7 protein-coding genes and 3 tRNA genes are annotated in these 15,472 nt (G+C 50.3%); all 10 read left to right on the plus strand.

The genetic code is table 11. From position 1 onward, the window contains the following. The first annotated feature begins 759 nt into the window (after nt 1-759). The 10 genes from HMPREF9453_RS10970 to HMPREF9453_RS00575 all read left to right on the plus strand — a co-directional run bounded on the left by HMPREF9453_RS10970 (nt 760) and on the right by HMPREF9453_RS00575 (nt 15,217). Nucleotides 760-5,379 (plus strand): EAL domain-containing protein, encoded by a 4,620-nt coding sequence (locus tag HMPREF9453_RS10970; RefSeq protein ID WP_187368024.1) that lies wholly within the window; start codon nt 760-762, stop codon nt 5,377-5,379. Between the two features lie 687 nt (nt 5,380-6,066). Then, a complete protein-coding gene (rpsU, locus tag HMPREF9453_RS00535) occupies nt 6,067-6,243 on the plus strand; it encodes a 30S ribosomal protein S21 (RefSeq protein ID WP_008858603.1) in 177 nt (58 codons plus the stop codon). Nucleotides 6,244-6,267: 24 nt separating this feature from the next. Next, nucleotides 6,268-6,717 (plus strand): GatB/YqeY domain-containing protein, encoded by a 450-nt coding sequence (locus tag HMPREF9453_RS00540; protein WP_040379396.1) that lies wholly within the window; start codon nt 6,268-6,270, stop codon nt 6,715-6,717. A 169-nt stretch (nt 6,718-6,886) separates the two neighbouring features. Continuing rightward, the gene (locus tag HMPREF9453_RS00545) at nt 6,887-8,782 is read left to right on the plus strand and encodes a type I glutamate--ammonia ligase (RefSeq protein WP_008858605.1); all 1,896 of its coding nucleotides are present in this window, start codon (nt 6,887-6,889) and stop codon (nt 8,780-8,782) included. Nucleotides 8,783-9,016: 234 nt separating this feature from the next. Then, nucleotides 9,017-10,912 (plus strand): type I glutamate--ammonia ligase, encoded by a 1,896-nt coding sequence (locus HMPREF9453_RS00550; protein ID WP_008858606.1) that lies wholly within the window; start codon nt 9,017-9,019, stop codon nt 10,910-10,912. Nucleotides 10,913-11,470: 558 nt separating this feature from the next. Continuing rightward, nucleotides 11,471-12,724: a peptidase T gene (gene pepT / locus HMPREF9453_RS00555; protein WP_392389369.1), complete on the plus strand. Its 1,254-nt coding sequence runs from the start codon at nt 11,471-11,473 to the stop codon at nt 12,722-12,724. 589 nt (nt 12,725-13,313) lie between these two features. Continuing rightward, nucleotides 13,314-14,624 (plus strand): C1 family peptidase, encoded by a 1,311-nt coding sequence (locus HMPREF9453_RS00560; protein WP_008858608.1) that lies wholly within the window; start codon nt 13,314-13,316, stop codon nt 14,622-14,624. A gap of 259 nt (nt 14,625-14,883) precedes the next feature. After that, nucleotides 14,884-14,960, plus strand: a tRNA-Pro gene (locus tag HMPREF9453_RS00565). A 5-nt stretch (nt 14,961-14,965) separates the two neighbouring features. After that, nucleotides 14,966-15,039: transfer RNA gene (locus HMPREF9453_RS00570), tRNA-Gly, on the plus strand. Between the two features lie 102 nt (nt 15,040-15,141). Continuing rightward, nucleotides 15,142-15,217, plus strand: a tRNA-Thr gene (locus HMPREF9453_RS00575). Nucleotides 15,218-15,472 lie beyond the last annotated feature (255 nt).

Raw genomic sequence — 15,472 nt, forward strand, 5'->3', positions numbered from 1 at the left:
GGAGACTCTGCATAGAGTTTCCAAGTCAGCCGAAGTTGGCCTCTAGCCTGCACAATAAGAGGCTTTCCTATTGGCGGCTGACCGGCTACGGTCGAAATGACGAGGGGGGTGACGTCCCTGTCATTTGAGGAATGAGATTTCTCCACTCCTCTCCGCTTTCGTCGAAATGACGAGGGCGGGGGCGGCGGTTTTTGTCATTTTTTCTCCCTTTGAAATGACTGTATGCTGCCTGCCACTATCGTCATCTCCAGCGGAGGCAGGGGCCGGTATTGAAACAGAGGGACTTCGGCTCTGTTGTGGCTCAGAGCCGAGAGATCTCCTGTCCTGATGCTCACTGCACCAATGAGGTGTGGAAATTTCTTACATCCTCTTTTGATGGGAAAGGAAGGCGGACCTGTTATGGGCAGCTTCTTTCTACCTATCTTCTAATGCAAAATAATGATTTCCGTTTACATTCTCTAGAAATAGAGATACAATAGTAAAACCATCACTTATAAGTATTAAAACTATCATCTATGAGTCCTGCCTGATTAGGGTTTGCTCGGGATCTGCTGATTCATGGCAATAAAAGTCATGAATCAGCGCCTGCTTTGGGAGCCCTTTTTCCGGGCAGGCGGTTTTCAGGAAGCTCTGGCTTCATTCTAAGAGAGAATGAATCATCGTTTCCTTAGGAGGCATCTTTTCATTATGGCAAGTGAGGAACGGAAGAGCGCATGGAGGCCCTTTGATCAATTTCCTTCCGGAGTATGTCTGATTTCTATGGATAGTTCTGAGCGCATTCTCTATGCGAACCGGGAACTTCTCCTTATGTATGAATTCAAAGACCAGGAATCCTTCCTCCGAAATGTCCGTTCTTATCACGGCATGGTACAGCCCCATGAGTATGTGCCTCTTTCCGAAATTTATGAACGGCGGCTTCCGGGGGAGAATTATTCCTTCTTCACCATACTTATCAACAGCAGCAGTCATGATTTCCGAAGGCTCGAGGGCATCCTTGGCACTTATGAAGATGAGAGCCTGGGAAAAGTGTGGATTCTGAGCTTCATAAACAGCCCTTCCAGAGGAGAAGTGCTGGAACAGGACAATCTCACCGGTTTCATGGGCCGCCATACTTTTTATGAAATGGTTCGGAAGACGGCGCTGGAAGATATGAAAAATGGCGTTTTTGGCCGTTTTCTGCCGGCTTATGTGAATCTCACCAATTTCAAAATGTACAACTCCCGCCGGGGCGTGAAGGCAGGGGATGCGCTCATCCGGAAAATGGCGGAGCTTCTCAGAAAGCATTTTCCTGATTCTCTCATCGGCCATTTGGCAGGGGATAATTTCATCCTTCTGGCGCCGAAAGCAGATATCGAATCTTCTTTCCGGCATATGGCAGGAGAGCTTGATAAATTGGCCGATGACCGCTCCATTGCCCTGAAAGTGGGCATTGTGACAGATCAATTAGAAGGGACCATAAGCCTGCAGCTGATACGCGGTGCCTTCGATGAGGCCCGGATTGCCTGTGACTCCATCAAGGAGGACAGCAGCCGCCTTTTGTCAGTGTATGACAAAACCATGGGCCAGAAGCTGGCGGACCGGGCCTATGTACTTCGAAATTTTGACGAAGCCCTGGAAAAGGGTTACATCAAAGTGTACTACCAGCCGGTGGTGCGTACATTGACCGGCAAGGTCTCTAGCATGGAAGCCCTGGCCCGGTGGGAAGATCCGGAAAAAGGGCTGCTCACGCCGGCCATTTTCATTCCTGTGCTGGAAGAGGCCCGGCTCATTCCCCGGCTGGATTCCTATATGATAGAAGAAGCGGCCAAACTCTGCGCAGTTCTCCGACGGCATCGCCGCCCGGTGATTCCGGTATCGGTGAACCTGTCCCGGGTGGATTTTGACGTGATGAAGCCTTTCCAGTTTGTGGAATCCATAGTCAGCAAATATGAAATTCCCCGCAGCGCATTGCGGATGGAAGTGACAGAGTCCGCCCTCACCGTGGACAGCGGCCGGCTGAAGGAGGAACTGGCGAAGTTCAGGAAAGCAGGGTACCAGTGCTGGCTCGATGACTTCGGCAGCGGTTATTCATCCCTCAATGTACTGCAGAATTTCAGCTTCGATGAGCTGAAGATGGACATGGCTTTCCAGCGGCAGAGCGGCAGGAAAAGTCGGGAAATCATGCGTTCCATCGTGACCATGGCCAAAGCCTTGGGCATCCATACCCTGGCAGAGGGGGTGGAAACGAAGGAGCAGGCCGATTTTCTTAAAAGTATAGGCTGCGAAAAAATCCAGGGCTATTACTACAGCAGGCCCCTTCCTTTTGAAGACCTCAGCCGCCACTTGGAAGCCCGGTCCCTGGAAGTGGAAACACGGCAGGAAGAAGATTTGATGGAGAAACTGGGACTGGTAGATGTGCTCACGGACCTGCCGGTATCCCTTTTCCTGGACGATGGAAAGAACTCGAAAATCCTTCTGGAAAACGAAGCACTCCGCCGTACCATGGAATCCATCATACCGGGAAGGCATTCTCCGGAAGGAGAACTTCTCACTGTGAAGGACGCACCGGCCATGGAAAAATACCGCAGCCTGGTGAAACGGGCTGTGGATTCCGGACGAAAAGAATCCATGATTTATGTGGACCACGGTCAGTATATCAACTGCCAGGTCCAGATCATAGCAGGCCGGGACGGCTTATATGCAGGACGCTGCGAAATTTATAATATGAATGCCCTGAAAGGACTGAAAAAAGAGAATCAGGGAAAAGACCAGGTCTTTCGAAATCTGGCCATGATATATGATGGCCTGTACCTGTTTCATCATTCCGACAGACAGGTGGAAATCCTGGGATCCCGGCAGCCCTTCTTCCATCCGGGACAGTTCATTTCCTGGGATGAATGGATGCAGCGCATCCAATATATTCATGCCGAAGATAGAAATCGGTTCGAGGTTTTCATGAATCCCCGCTATCTCTTCAAGAAAGCGGAAAAAGCGGATAACCCGGTGGTTACCGGCATCTTCCGCGTGCGCTGGGGCGGAGGATACAGCTGGAAAGAAATGAATGCCCTCATGCTGGATCGGGAAGAAAAGGCGGATATTCTTTTCTGCGTTAAGAAAGCCTCCCTGTCTATGGTGGATAACCGGGACGAAATCCTTTCCCTTTATGCCACATCCAGGGGCTATACCTTTTCCTCACAGAATGTGGGAAAATGGGAAAGCAAAGGCCGTATTCTGGAGGTGCTGCAGAAATCCGATGATATCATGTTCTTCTGGAAAGACCGGCAGCGCCGGTTCCTTGGCGCCAGCAGAGCTTTCCTTGAATGCTTCGGAATCACCGATGAAAAAGACCTGATTGGAAAAACCGATGAAGACATGGGATGGCATGTGGACGACCTGGATTGCAAAGACATAGAGACAAAGGTACTGGAAGAAGGGCTCATTTCCCGAAGAGCCCGGGGAGAATGCATTATCCGGGGAAAAATCCACCACATCGAATCCACCAGATTCCCTGTGTATCAGGGAAATGAAATCGTAGGCCTTCTGGGCTATTTCCGGGATCTGGACCATGTGGAGCAACGAGAGGAAACCGATAAAAAACTGGGCTTTGTAGATAAGGAAACAGGACTTCTGAGTTTCCGCGGCATGATTATGACCGGCATGGCCTATATGGAAAATTACGAAAAGCAGGGTGAAGATTTCCTGGGCCTTCTGATTCATATTCCCGAGCTCCATGAAACCCTCAAAATGCAGGCCGACACGTTTCGGAAAGACCTTCTGCACCAGGTGGTATCTGCGATTCTTTCCTTCTTCCCCCTGAAGGAAACCCTGTCTTATCTGGGTGAAGGCAGATTCCTTATTTTGGTAAAAGTCAGGCAGGCAGACTATTACCAGATCCGCACCCGTCTTCTGGATATGGCCAATCACATCCACCATATCCATGAAGTGGACGGACAGCCGGTGACCCTTTACCTCCACTATGCCCTGGCTCACGGCAGCGAAGCTGAAAATCTGGACGAATTCCTCCGCATCCTTTTCCAGCGTCTCCATGTGGCGGAAAAAGAACGATGGAGCCAGTCCATGTATACCGGCGACCGGGTCAACTTTGACCGTGAAGCCTTTGACCATGCCGATGAAGCTGTAGCCATCTGCGATTTCGACAATTATGACCTTCTCTATCTGAACCGGGAATCGCTGAGAGATCTGGGCCTTCCGGCATCCTATCCCTACAGAGGGCAGAAATGCTATGCCCTCCTCCATGGCAATGAAAAACCCTGCGACGACTGTCCCAAGGACCTGCTCCGCCGGGGCCGTTTCTTCAGCAGCTTCATGCATAACCGGAAAATAGGGAAGGAGTACCTGGCCCGGCACATCCTGGTGCCCTTTGAAGGACGAAAATGCCAGTTTATCACCGCCTTGGATTTGGGAAAATATGTGGAAAAGGAAAACAGGAAAAATTACTTCCTCTATAAAGAAGCGGCCGTGAATGACGCCATCGAAGCGGGCATGAAAGAAGGGGACCCCTCGCAGGGCATCATGCAGATGCTTTCCTGCGTAGGGAAAATCCTGGAAGCTGAAAAAGCCTGCATCTTTGAAGAAATGCCCGACGGCACCGTCAGAAATACCTATGAATGGTGCAGGGAAGGAATCCCTTCCACCAAAGCCATGCTGCAGCACGTGCCGAAAGAAGATGTACGATACATTTATGATTCCTTCGGTCCCGAACAGGTAGCCATCGTGGAAGATGTGCCGGCGGTATTGAAAAAATACGGGAAGAAGGCTGCTCATATGCCTGGACTGGAAAGTTTGATTTCCGGTCATCTCATCATGGCCGGCCAGTCCCTGGGATACACGGAAATTGTGAATCCCTCTGCCAGCATACTGGAAGAAGCCAGCCCTCTTCTGGCCACCCTCACCCGATTCTTTTCCATTATGATGAGAAATCGCAATACCATGCATCAGCTGAGGGACTGGAGCTATGAAGACCAGCTCACCGGTGTGAAGAACCGGCGGGCCTTCCTGAAATTCATCCGCTCCCTCAGGAAGGGCAGCAGCTGGACCTTCTTCTTCGGTGACCTGAACGGTCTGAAAACCATGAATGACGAAAAAGGCCACGAAAAAGGAGACGAAGCCCTCCGCCAGGCCGCCCGGGTACTGGCGGAACCTGCCGGCCCGCGGCATGTCTTCCGCATGGGCGGCGACGAATTCATTCTGGCCCTGGAAAACGGCTCCCCTGAAAAGGCAGAGGCCCTGAAAAAAGAACTGAAACAGAACTTTGCCCGCCATGGAATCAGTATGGCCCTGGGATGGGCCATCCGCCAGGCGCCGGTGAAGGACATAGACGCCCTCATTACCGAAGCGGACCGGAATATGTATAAAGACAAAAAGAATCCAAGAAAATAAAAGAAATCATCAACGCCCCGTCCGGCCCAGTGCCCTGGAGCGCAGCGAGCCGGAAGGGGTCGGCTGCCGCTGGATTTCTTAGTGAACTAGGGAAGCACTGATTAATTCATAGAGTTTGCTTTTATAAGAATTTTCATGCACTGCTTCGTCATGAGGCTCCTTAAATAGCTCGCTATTCGCGTCGCCTCATTCCTTGCATTGCATAAAAATTCAAGAATAAAAGCAAACAACGATTTAATCAGCGCTTCCCTAATGAGCTGGTGGACTAGTGGGCTGGTCGGAGTTAATGTCAGGGTGCACCAAGATTCTTTGCCCGGGGTTAGAATGGTCGGTCGGCCAAATAAAAGGAAGGCCCTTTAATGTGCAGGCTAAGGGAGGGCTTTGGACGACTCGCGCATTCTATGCAGAATGCGCGCAAGTGGGGGCAGGAAGGAAAGTACGTAACGCTGACTTCATACTCATCGCCCGATAGGGCGATACCACCACCCTCAGCGGCGAAGCCGCTGTCAAACCTAAGAACCCTTGGGCCCGAAGGGCCCATCAATCTTAAGAACCTTTTGCGTCCAAAGGGTGCTGCCGGGAATTTCTATTTCCGTAAAAAATAAATTGACAGATAGGCCGTTGTAATTTATAATTTATAAGTGTGCAATAGCACCCCATCAGTCTTATTGGGAGGGAGGGATATAGATGTCTGAGATCAAAGTTCAAAAGGGCGAATCTCTTGATAGTGCTCTTCGCAGATTTAAACGTTCCTGCCAAAAAGCCGGGGTTCTTTCTGAAGTAAGAAAACGTGAACATTATGAAAAGCCCAGCGTTAGACGTAAACTGAAATCTGAAGCCGCAAGAAAACGCAAGTATAAGTAATAACAGGTTGTAAGGTGATTAGTTTTGTCAATTAAAGAACAGCTTATGGCTGACATGAAGACAGCCATGAAAGCTAGAGAAGAAGGTAAGCTTGCACTGAACACGATCCGTATGGCCCGTGCTCACATCAGGCAGGCTGAAATCGACGACGGACACGCGGACTTCAATGATGATCAGGTTCTTGCCGTTCTCCGGAAAGAAGTGAAGCAGAGGAAAGAAACCCTTGCTGAAATCGCTGGTTCCGGAAGAGAAGACCTGGTTAAACAGACCAAAGCGGAAATCGAAGTACTGGAAAAGTACCTGCCGGCAGAAATGTCTGCAGAAGAAGTAGAGAAGATTGTAAAAGAAACAATCGACGCCTTGGATCCTGGGCAGAGAAATATGGGTTCTGTGATGAAAGCTGTCATGGCAAAGCTCAAAGGTAAGGCAGACGGCAAACTGATTAACGGGATTGTTCGTAAACTGCTGGCCTGAGCTCAAAGGCTTGACAAAAGTAAGACACGTGGTGTATCCTTATTACATAAGTTCATATGCTGCGTCAAAGATGACTCATTCCTATCGGGATGGGTCATTTTCTTTTGTAACACATAGGACTTTATAGATATAAAAAAATGGAACAATTTAAGTCTATAGGAGGGCTCAAATGAACAAAGAATTATTGTACTGCATTCCGGCCGGCCAATACGGTAAAGAAGGGGTTCTTTCCCTGCTGGCACAGCACCCGGAAATCCGGTTCGTGTCTCTCGTAGGCATTGACCTGGCAGGCAATGATACCGATGAAAAGATCCCCATCGAGATTTTTATGAAAGACTACGAAGACTTCTTCGCCGGCAAGGCTGTGCAGACCGATGGTTCTTCCGTAGTATTCATGAATATCGCTACTCTGAACGATGCACGGGTAGACATGGTGGCCGACAGCACGGTCAACTGGTATGTGGATTATAATGATGATAATGTGATGGAAGAAAACGGACGTCCCGTAGGCACCCTGCGGATTCCCTGCTTCCTCATCCATAACGGAAAATTTATCGATTCCCGCTCCATTCTGAAAAACTCCTGCGAATATGTGGCCAGAGAACTGAAGAAAATGCTCCTCGGCGCCACTGTGAAGGGCATGGAAAACTTCCCCTTCTCTGAAATCCAGGATATCGTATTTACCACCGGCACGGAACTTGAATTCTGGGTGAAAACCCCCAGCGAAAAGGAAACGGTACAGCACCTGTCCATTTCCCAGCGCCTCCAGGAACAGTACTGGCAGCGCATGCGCGGCAACGTCCGTACCGCCATGGAACAGACCATCGAAGAACTGGATGCCCGGGGCCTCCATGTAGAAATGGGCCATAAAGAAGTAGGCGGCATCAAATCCAAAATCGATGACGACGGCCATATCTTTGATGTATGCGAACAGCTGGAACTGGACTGGCTCTTTTCCACCAATCCCCTGCAGGCAGCAGATAATGAACTGGAAGCCCGCATCGTGGTACGGGAAGTCTTCCGCCGCAACGGTCTGGACGTATCCTTCAAGGCAAAGCCCATTATCGGCGTAGCCGGCAGCGGCGAACATACCCATGTAGGCATTGCGGCCCTCCTGAAAAACGGTAAAACCATCAATTTGCTGGCACCGGAAGACATGTCTTCCGATTTCCTCTCCACCATTGGCTATGGCTTCATCATGGGCATTCTCCACAACTACGAAGCCACCAATCCCTTCGTTTCTTCCACCACCGACGCCTTCAACCGCCTGAAACCGGGCTTTGAAGCACCGGTATGTATCGTCACCTCTCTGGGCCATACGCCGGAAGTACCGTCCCGCAACCGTTCCATCCTCATGGGACTGATCCGGGATATCGGAAATCCGAAAGCCACCCGCTTCGAACTCCGTGCGCCGAACCCCTTTACCAATACCTACCTCTGCGTTTCCTGCCTCTACCTCACTGCCTTAGACGGCATCGAATATGCCTTGAAATCCGGCAAATCGGCAGCAGACCTTCTGGCTGAACTTTCCAAGAAGCCCGGCGAAGACGCAGACTACCTGGAAAAAGACAGAGCCTACCGCTGCGAAGAAAACGTATTCGAAGACTTCACCGACGAAGAAAGAGATGCAGCCTTCGGCAAACCACCTGCCACGGTTTGGGAAAACGTGAAAATCATGAAAGCCAACCCGGACAAGGTGGCAGTCCTCACCAGAGGCGGCACCCTTTCCGAAAAGATAGTAGACTCCTTCCTCGCTTCCATCGTATACCGCTGGAAGAACGAACTCATCGACCGGATTATCCCCGGTGTGGAAGCTGCCGTGAGAGGCTATAAAAAACTGGATAATGATGACAAGATTGATGAAAGACGCTGGAAATCCATCAAAGCCAAACGGGTGGAACTGGCAAAAGATCTGGACGATGAAAAATGCATCTGCACCAGGCTGAAAGAAGCCCTGGAAAAAGACGACTACGACACCGCCTCGGACCTCCAGCTGGAAATGATGAAAAAAGCCCAGGCCCTGGAAAAGGAATACCGCGTGTATGCCCTGAACATTCTCGACTGATTCAATCTGCCAAAGCTGAACATCAGGCCAATGATGACCCATTCTTAACAAAGGATGGGTCATTTTATATTTCATGACATAGATGAAAATGTATATACAGGAGGCATGGATGATGAGGAACTGGAAAAAGAAATACCGCTTTTCCATTCTGGGTTTCCCGTTAGATACCTGATGGGGGACTCATCTGAAAAATATTTTATATAGAAAAAATGATTATAACAGGAGGAATTCAACATGAACAAGGACTTACTTTACTACATCCCCACCGGTGAATTTGGCAAGGAAGGCGTACTTTCCCTTCTGAAAACCCATCCGGAAATCCGCTTCGTATCCCTGGTAGGCATTGACCTGGCAGGCAACGATACCGATGAAAAGGTACCGATTGAACTGTTCCTCAAGAACTACGACGACTTCTTCGCCGGCACCGCCGTACAGACCGACGGCTCCTCCGTAGTACTCATGAACATCGCCACCCTGAACGATGCTAGGGTCGACATGGTAGCAGATCCCTCCGTCAACTGGTATATCGACTACAATGAAGACAACATCTATGAAAACGGCCGCCCTGTAGGCACTCTCCGCATTCCCTGCTTCCTCCTGCACAACGGCAAATTCATCGACTCCCGCTCCATTCTGAAAGACTCCTGTGCCTTCGTGGCAGATAAACTGAAAGGACTTTTGGCCGGCGGCAAAAAAGTCAAAGGCATGGAAGACGTTCCCTTCGAAGACATTGAAGACATCGAATTCACCATCGGCACGGAACTGGAATTCTGGGTCAAGACCCCCAGCGAAAAAGAAACCATTCAGCACCTCTCCATTTCCCAGCGCCTCCAGGAACAGTACTGGCAGCGCATGCGCGGCAACGTCCGTACCGCTATGGAAGAAGCCATTGAAGAACTGGATGCCCGCGGCATGAGCGTGGAAATGGGCCATAAAGAAGTGGGTGGCATTAAACCGAAAGTGGACGACGCCGGCCACACTGTGGACGTCTGCGAACAGCTGGAACTGGACTGGAGATTTTCCATGAACCCCCTGCAGGCTGCAGACAATGAACTGGAAGCCCGCATCATTATCCGTGAAGTATTCCGCAAATACGGCCTCGACGTATCCTTCAAGGCAAAGCCCATTATCGGCGTAGCCGGCAGCGGCGAACACACCCATGTAGGCATCTGCGCCACCTTGAAAAACGGCAAAACCATCAACCTCCTGGCACCTACAGAAATGAAAGCCGACTTTCTTTCCACCATCGGCTACGGCTTCATCATGGGCATCCTGAAGAACTACGAAGCCACCAACCCCTTCGTATCCTCCACCACCGACGCCTTCAACCGTCTGAAACCGGGCTTTGAAGCACCGGTCTGCATCGTCACCTCCCTGGGCCACAAACCGGAAGTTCCGTCCCGTAACAGAACCATCCTCATCGGCCTGGTAAGAGACATTGACAATCCGAAAGCCACCAGATTCGAACTCCGCGCTCCAAACCCCTTCACCAACACCTACCTGGCAGCCTCCTGCCTCTTCCTCTCTGCCCTTGACGGCATCACCTACGCTGTCACCTCCGGCAAGACACCGGCAGACCTTCTGGCCGAACTCTCCAAGAAACCGGGAGAAAAAGCAGACTACCTGGAAGAAGGAAGAGCCTATCGCTGCGAAGACAACGTATTCGAAGACTTCACCCAGGAAGAAAGAGATGCAGCCTTCGGTAAACCGCCGGCTACTGTCTGGGAAAACGTGAAGACCATGAAAGCCAACCCCGACAAAGTGGCAGTCATTGAAGCAGGCGGCACACTCAATGCCACCATCGTAGACTCCTTCGTAGCCTCCATCGTATACCGCTGGAAGAACGAACTTATCGACCGCATCATCCCGGCCACCGAAGCCCTGGTCAAAGGCTTCAAAAAACTCTCCAGCGAAGACGACCTGGACGAAGAACGGTGGGCTGATATCCTTGATAAGAAATACGAACTCATCAAAGACACCAAAGCCGGCAAATCCCTCTGCACTAAGCTGAAAGACGCTCTGGAAGCCGATGACTACGACACCGCCTCCGACCTGCAGATCGAAATCAATAAGAAAGCTGAAGCCCTCGAAAAAGAATACGGCGAATACGCCCTGAACATCGTAGGCTGATACAGGAAATCAAAAAAGACTGTGAAGAAAGGTCAATCATTTCTTCGCAGTCTTTTTTATTGTCATATGATGACATGCAGCCTGCTGCTATCGTCATCTCGAGCGGGGGAACGTGCCGGTATGGATGGTAAAGCCCCTGGGGCTATGGAAACGCAGAGCCGAGAGATCTCCTGCCCCCATGTCCTGTGTACCATCAGGGAGTGAGATTTCTCCACTCTGTGGAGACTCTGCATAGAGTTTCCAAGTCAGCCGAAGTTGGCCTCTAGCCTGCACAATAAGAGGCTTTCCTATTGGCGGCTGACCGGCTGCGGTCGAAATGACGAGGCGGGGGGACGTTTTGTCATTTGAGGAGTGAGATTTTTCCACTTTGCCCTTTCAGTGGAAGAAGCAGTAATAGGGGCAGGGACCGCCAGCTATTATCTTCATACAAGTGAGTTTTATGAATGAGTAATTGCTTTTTGAGCATAAAGACATAAATTGTTACGTTACGCCTGCAGGCGGCCCCCTTTGCAGTTCTCTCCCGTTTGTTATATGATGGATGCAAATCAAAAATAAGAGGTGGTACCTTTGGATTTAGATACAGAAAAGATTTTGAAACGGTTTGAAGATTATATTTCCTACAACACCCAGTCCGACGAGGAGAATGACCAGGTCTATCCCAGTACGCCGGGGCAGATGGTGCTGGCCCGCCATTTGAAGGAGGAACTGGAGCAGCTGGGGCTTCAAGAGGTGAGTCTGGATGAAAACGGCTATGTCATGGCTACCCTTCCGGCTAACGGCGCAGAAGGCAGTGTGGTGGGTTTCATTTCCCATATGGATACCAGCCCCGATGCCCCCGGCGGCCCCATTCACAGCCGGGTGGTTCATGACTATGATGGGAAGGACATATGCCTGAATAAAGAAAAGAATATCGTCCTTTCTACGAAGGATTTCCCGGAAATTTTGAAATACAAGGGCCAGGACATCATAGTCACTGACGGTACCACTCTTCTTGGCGCCGATGACAAGGCGGGAGTGACGGCTATTGTGAGCGCCATGGAGTACCTGCTCCATCACCGGGAAGTGAAGCACGGAAAAATCCGCATTGCCTTCACACCGGATGAAGAAACGGGACGGAGTCCTCTTCGTTTTGATGTGAAGAAATTTCATGCGGACTTTGCCTACACCATTGACGGCGGCGAGCTGGGCGGCCTGGAATATGAAAATTTTAACGCTGCCAATCCGGAAATCATCATTCATGGAAGAAGCGTGCACACCGGCGATGCCAAGGGAAAAATGGTGAATGCCATTTCCATTGCTTCCCAGTGGCAGTCCCTGCTGCCGGAAGGGGAGAAACCGGAATGCACGGAAGGCAGGGAAGGATTTTTCCATGTGTATAAAATCAGCGGCTCTGTGGAAGAATGTACTCTGTCCATGCTGGTGAGGGACCATGACCGGGCGAAATTTGAAAAGAAGAAACAGTACCTCCAGCACATGGCGGATTTCCTGAATGAGAAGTATGGGGAAGGCACGGTGGAAGTGAAGCCCCATGATGTGTACTTTAACATGCTGGACATTATCCGGGACGGCCATATGGATATCGTGGAGCTGGCGCGGAAGGCCATGAAACAAGCGGGGGTCACGCCGGTGGAACTTCCTATCCGCGGCGGTACTGATGGCGCCCAGCTTTCCTTCAAAGGACTGCCCTGCCCCAATATTTTCACCGGCGGTGCTAATTTCCACAGCCGTTTCGAATACCTGCCCATACCTTCGCTGGTAAAGGCTTGTGAAACGGTCATCGAAATCGCCTGCCACGGGTGGGAAATCAGGTAAATCAGTGAACTGGTGGGCTGGTGAGCTAGGGAAGCACTGATTAATTCATAGAGTCTGCTTTTATAAGAATTTTTATGCACTGCTTCGTCATGGGACTCCTTAAATAGCTCGCTATTCGCGTCGTCCCATTCCTTGCATTGCATAAAAATCCAAGAATAAAAGCAGACAGTGATTTAATCAGCGCTTCCTTAACGGCATTTGTCTCATATGCTTCAACTACTGAGATTCTTTGCTGGCGCTCAGGATGACAAGTGTGAGGCAGGAAGGATAGCACGTAACGCTGATTATAAAACTCATCGCCCCCTAAAGGGGAAACGACTCACTACATTTTGCGCGTCGCTAGCGCTCCTTCACCCACTGCTGTCACTGACTCACTGGATTTTCAGGTCGCTGATGCTCCCTTACAAATCCAGTTCGCATAGTGCATCCACTGCTGTCACTGACTCACTGGATTTTCAGGTCGCTGATGCTCCCTTACAAATCCAGTTCGCATAGTGCAAAATGTGTTCGCTGTGCACCGTAAGGGCGATACCACAACCTTATGAACCATCTGAATCCGGGCCGCAAAGCGGCCCAAAGGAGGAATATGATGAAAGATATTTCAGATACCCTGCTTCAGACATTTCGCACATCCTATGAAGCAGATAAAAATGCCCAGGTGCTTCATGGCGCTTTGGCGAAGACGGATATGATGAATCTGGCCTATTATCCTGCAAAGGGAGCGGCCCTGAAAGGGGCCTTCACAGTGGAAGTGAAGACCCGGGGAATTACGGCCCAGGAACAGTCTGGGCGCTGCTGGCTCTTTGCGGCGCTGAACATTCTAAGGGAGAAGGTGGCGGAAAAGTGCCACCTGGATCAGTTTGAGCTGTCCCAGAATTACCTTTCCTTCTATGACAAGCTGGAGAAAGCGAACAATTTCCTTGAAATGGTGATTGAAAATGCAGATGCGCCGGTGAAGGGACAGCTTATGCAGTATGTGCTTCGCGGCATGAGCGACGGGGGATACTGGACTGAGGCGGCGGACCTGGTGGAGAAGTACGGCGTGGTGCCGAAACAGGTGCAGCCGGAAACATACCAGTCCGGCCATACGGACCGTTTCGTTTCTACCCTGAACCGCCTCCTCCGGAAGGATGCCATGGAGCTTCGGGAGCTGGTGAAGGCGGGCAGGGATCCCTACGCCAGAAAAACGGAAATGATGGAAGAGGTGTATAAGGCAGAATGCATTGCCTTCGGCGAGCCGGTGCAGACTTTCGATTTCTCCTATCGCGATAAGGATAACCATTTCCATGAGGACCGGGGACTTTCGCCCCTCGATTTCTATCACAAGTACGTAGGGATTTCTCTCTATGACTACATGGCTGTCATCAATGAACCTACCTTTGATAAACCTCTGGGCCGCCTCATCGCATTCCACGGGGTGGAAAACATGGCAGGCCGGGATATGAAGGGGCTGAATCTTACGGGGAAGGATATGGAAGATCTCTGCGTGAAGCAGCTGAAAGCCGGAGAGCCTGTGTGGTTTGCCTGCGATGCCGGTGCGGCAGGCGCCAGAAAAGAAGGGGTGTGGGACCCGGTGAGCGTGCGGTATGAAGATCTTCTGGGCGGGTTCTCCATGGACATGGATAAGGGAAAACAGCTGGAATACAGCGCCAGCTCCGCCACCCATGCCATGCTTCTCACCGGCGTCCATCTGGACGAAAAAGGAAATCCGGACCGCTGGAAAATCGAGAATTCCTGGGGCAAGGATGTAGGGGACAACGGGTACTTTGTGTGCTCAGAAGATTATTTCCAGAAATTTGTGTATGAAGCAGTGATTCCGAAAAAACACTTCACCGAAGACCAGAAGAAAATGATGGAACTGGAACCGGTATATATCAACGCCTGGGATGAAGACTATTGAAATCAAAAGGGGCTGTGAAGAAATGATTTACAGGAAGCCCCTTTTTGTACGTGAAATATAAGGCTTGCAAAGAGCCTGCCCCTGGGCTTGGGGAGGCTCTCTTCAAAGGCACAAACCTGAGGGAGCCTTTTCCTTGTGCCAAAGGAAAAGGCTCCTTCAGGTTTACTGTTATGCCACAGGCTGAAAAGAAAAAATAAAAATTTTCCCCCAAAAATCCATTGACAGATTGCAGGTCTGCTGGTATAATCAATTACGTTGTCGGGGCATAGCGCAGTTTGGTAGCGCACTTGGTTCGGGACCAAGGGGTCGCAGGTTCAAATCCTGCTGCTCCGACCATTTATGCGGGTGTAGCTCAATGGTAGAGCGCCAGCCTTCCAAGCTGGTTACGAGGGTTCGATTCCCTTCACCCGCTCCATTTTTTTATCCGCTTTTTGCGGATTTTTTATTTGCCCTTCCTGGGAGAGGGAAAATAGAGTTTGACAAATACAGGGGCGTCCTGTAATATATATATGTTCATGCCGGTATAGCTCAGCTGGTAGAGCGGCGCATTCGTAATGCGTAGGTCGCAGGTTCAAATCCTGTTGCCGGCTCCAAGAATTTAAGGTCTGGAATTCATCGATAAATACGATTCATTCCAGACCTTTTTTCTATTGTTTTGAAGTGCTGAAATACTCCTAAAAAATAGCCATAATCGGGTTACTAACCAGATTTTTTGTGATGAGTGGTTTATCTCGGATCATTCTGCAGCTCCGATGGCATATTAGGTCATCAATTGGCCGCCGGGGATTTAGAGACCAAAATGGTAAAAGGCACAGCAGGCTACGGAGAGTCTTAGGTTTTCAGTGAAA

This window comes from Dialister succinatiphilus YIT 11850, from assembly GCF_000242435.1.
Classification (GTDB): Bacteria; Bacillota; Negativicutes; order Veillonellales; family Dialisteraceae; genus Dialister; species Dialister succinatiphilus.

Coding starts and splice junctions, on each gene's coding strand:
- HMPREF9453_RS00560 (WP_008858608.1), top strand. CDS start 13,314: ATGAAAGATATTTCAGATACCCTGCTTCAGACATTTCGCACATCCTAT.
- HMPREF9453_RS10970 (WP_187368024.1), top strand. CDS start 760: ATGGATAGTTCTGAGCGCATTCTCTATGCGAACCGGGAACTTCTCCTT.
- HMPREF9453_RS00545 (WP_008858605.1), top strand. CDS start 6,887: ATGAACAAAGAATTATTGTACTGCATTCCGGCCGGCCAATACGGTAAA.
- rpsU (WP_008858603.1), top strand. CDS start 6,067: ATGTCTGAGATCAAAGTTCAAAAGGGCGAATCTCTTGATAGTGCTCTT.
- HMPREF9453_RS00550 (WP_008858606.1), top strand. CDS start 9,017: ATGAACAAGGACTTACTTTACTACATCCCCACCGGTGAATTTGGCAAG.